The organism is Longimicrobium sp. (assembly GCF_036280135.1).
In the GTDB taxonomy this organism is placed as follows: domain Bacteria; phylum Gemmatimonadota; class Gemmatimonadetes; order Longimicrobiales; family Longimicrobiaceae; genus Longimicrobium.
In genome coordinates, this window is record NZ_DASURI010000871.1 from 1 (window position 1) to 3157 (window position 3157).

General features: G+C 75.5%; 3 protein-coding genes. All 3 read right to left on the bottom strand.

The window, feature by feature from the left end; translation table 11 throughout:
* Positions 1-202: 202 nt before the first annotated feature.
* Positions 203-1339 (bottom strand): glycosyltransferase family 4 protein, encoded by a 1137-nt coding sequence (locus tag VFZ20_RS28155; RefSeq protein ID WP_329687295.1) that lies wholly within the window; start codon positions 1337-1339, stop codon positions 203-205.
* 437 nt (positions 1340-1776) lie between these two features.
* Positions 1777-2718 carry an NAD(P)-dependent oxidoreductase gene (locus VFZ20_RS28160; RefSeq protein ID WP_329687296.1) on the bottom strand — a complete coding sequence of 314 codons (942 nt, stop codon included), beginning with the start codon at positions 2716-2718 and terminating at the stop codon, positions 1777-1779.
* On the bottom strand, positions 2684-3157 hold a 474-nt coding region (locus VFZ20_RS28165; RefSeq protein ID WP_329687297.1), incomplete at its 5' end, for a DUF3473 domain-containing protein. The genes VFZ20_RS28165 and VFZ20_RS28160, both read right to left, overlap by 35 nt.

Consider the following 3157-nt stretch of genomic DNA (forward strand, 5'->3'; position numbering starts at 1 on the left):
TCCCGCCACGATTGCCGCGTCTTTTCCGGGGCATGCTTCTACGGCATTTCTCGCGCAGAGGGAGCAGGGGCGGCAGAGGACCGCAACAGGTCCGGGACGTCCCTCGCCCACGCGCCCGAGGATCACGGACGGGGCGAAACGAAAGACGCGGAAGAGAGATGCTCTCTCCTCCGCGTCGGGTCCGTCCGGCGGCAGCGCGCGGCTACACGGCGCCGTCGGCGCGGCGGCCGCGCTTGAGCGAGAGGGCCGTGGACGGGGCGCGGAACGGCGCGCGGGCCGCGTCGGGCACGCGGCGCGGGGCGGCCGGCTGCTCCTCCGGCACCTCGCGCGGCGCGGTGGCCCAGGCGATCACGCCGGCGTGCAGCAGCACCAGGCCGCCCAGCCCGCCCAGCGAGATGCCCACGAGAAACGCGGGAAGGCGCATGGCCAGCCAGCCCAGGCCGCCCAGCCCCACCCCCAGCGCCACGACCACGGCGCTCACCCGGGCGTGGCTCCAGCCGGCCTGCACGGCCCGCTGGTACGCGTGCTTGCGGTGGGCGTTGAACACGGCCTCGCCGTCGCGCGCGCGGCGGACGAGGGTGACGGTGGCGTCCACCACGAACACGCCCAGCAGCAGCACCCACACCAGCACGGGCACGGCGCCGCGGTTCTCCGACGCCACGGCCAGGGCCGAGAACAGGTAGCCCAGCACGCCGCTGCCCACGTCGCCCATGAACACGCGCGCCGGTGACCAGTTCCACAGCAGGAACCCGAACGACGCGGCGGCGATGAGGAACGAGATGCCGGCCAGGTCCGGCGTGCCGGACCCCAGCAGCAGCAGGCCGCCCCCCACGCCCACCACGACGGCCTCGCCCCCGGCGATGCCGTCGATGCCGTCCATGAAGTTGTAGAAGTTCACCGTCCAGACGATGCCCAGGGCCGCCAGCACCCAGCCGGCCACGCCCAGGGCCACGCTCCCGGCGCCCACGTCCAGCCGGGGAAAGCCGCCCAGCCACGCCAGCGTCCACAGGGCCGCCGCCACGTGCACCAGCAGGCGCGGCAGGGCCCGCAGGCTGTAGCAGTCGTCCAGCCAGCCGATGGTGCCCACCAGGATGCCGCCGCCCACCAGCGCCACGGCCACGTTCACGGGCAGCCAGCCCAGCGCGGCGCCGCCCGTGAGCCCCACCAGCACCACCGCGGCGATGGCCAGGCCGCCGCCCCGCGGCGTGGGCACCACGTGCGAGCTGCGCTCGTTGGGAACGTCCAGCCGCCCACGCGCCACCATCCTCCGCCGCACCAGCCCGGTGAGCACCCAGCTCGACACCCCGGCCGCGGCAAAGACCGCCAGAAGACTCAGCATCCGGATCTCAGTTACGTTCCCGTAGAAATGAGGGCGGGGCGTGCCGGCCACGCGACGGCACCGGAACCCCTGACGACACGGGCCGCCAAAAGTAACGCCGGGCGCGCCACCGCGCACCCCCTGGATCGCCCTGTATGGGACTTTTTTCGTACAGGCGTCCCACGAAAGCCACATGCCCGCACCCCGCGGCACCCGCCCTGAACGGGCCGCATCCACGCGAAAACGGGCACAATCGGCCGGCCTGCATCCTCCGCGGCCACCCCTCCGCCCCGGGTATCACTCCCGTACGCTGCACAGATCCTGCCACCGGGCGCGCCCTCCGTCCGTCCGCGCGGACGCTGCTACCGTCCCAGGCGAGAAGATGCGCCCCGGACCACAACGTCCGGGGGCCCGCGTTTCGGACAGCGGGCCCCCGGGCGTGCGTTGCTCGCGGCGGTTCAGCTCGCCAGCAGGTCGCGCAATCGGCCGGTGGGGGTGAAGCCCGCGGCGGCCGCCCGCGCCGTGTCCAGCACCTGTCCCCGCAGCAGCTTCCACGCGTGGGAGCGCACCTGCCGCCCCACCCCGCCGGGCACCAGGCGCGCCGCGAGGAGCGGGAGGGCGGCCGCGCCGCCGGGGACCCGCACGCGCCGCCGGACGCCGTCGAGGGCGCCGACGACGTCCGCGACCTCGCCCTGCGCGTACGGCGCGGCGTCGGCCACGTTGTACACGCCGGGGGCCGCCGTGCCGTCCGCCGCCAACCGCGCGAAGCGCACGGCGTGCTCCAGGGCGCACAGGCTGTGTCGGGGCGCGTCCGCCCCCGTGATCTCCAGCAGCACCCGCGTGCCGGGGAGGTAGGCGCGCTTGCGGACGTCCAGCACCCAGCCGGGTGCGTAGAGGGCGGGAAAGCGCAGCACGGCCACCTCCATCCCCTCCACCGCCAGGCACGCGTCCTCCGCGCGGGCCTTGCTGAGCGCGTAGGGGCCCACGGGGCGGCGGGGGTCGTCCTCGCGCACGGGGGCCGTGCGCCCCTCCTCGCCGTAGACGGAGGCGGAGCTGAACTGCACGAAGCGCGCGACGCCCGCCGCGCGCGCCGCGTCCAGCAGGTGGCGCACGCCGCGGTGGTTCACGGCGTCGTAGTCGTCCGCCGTGATCCGCTCGCGCTTGCGGTGGGCGATGGCGGCCAGGTTCACGACGGCGTCTGGCCGCGCCTCGTCCACCAGCCGGCGGACGGCGGCCGCGTCCGTCACGTCCAGCGCGGGCCCCCCGTCCGCCGCGCGCCCGGCCGCCACCACCTCCCAGCCGGCCTCGCGGAAGGCGGCCACGAGCCGGCGCCCCACGAAGCCGCCGGCGCCCGTCACCAGCGCCTTACGGGGCACGGACGCCGCCTCCCCCGTACGCATGGGCCGCCGCGCCGCAGGTGGTGAACGCGTAGCCCTCGTCCCGCAGCAGGCCCATGAGCCTGCGCAGCCGTCCCAGCGTCCGCGTCCGCCCCAGCTGAAAGCGGAGCTTCGTGGACGCGCCCGTCCCCGCCGGGTAGTCCACGGAGGGCACGGCGGAGGTCTCGAACGGGTGGATGTAGAACGTGTAGGCGCCGCCCTCCCGCAGCCGCGGGCGCAGCAGGGCCTCCGTGGCGGGCCAGGGGAAGAAGCGGAAGTACGCGCCGCCCGCCACGGGCACCGTCCGCCCGCGCAGGCGCCGCGTCGTCACTTCCAATTCCACGAGCCCCGTCCGCGGGTCCCGCCATACGCCGGGGGCGGGCGCGGCCCAGTCCGCCAGGTCCATGGAGCCGTAGAGGGGGTGCGCGTCGAAGCGGATCCAGCTGGAGTCGTAGGCAAAGCC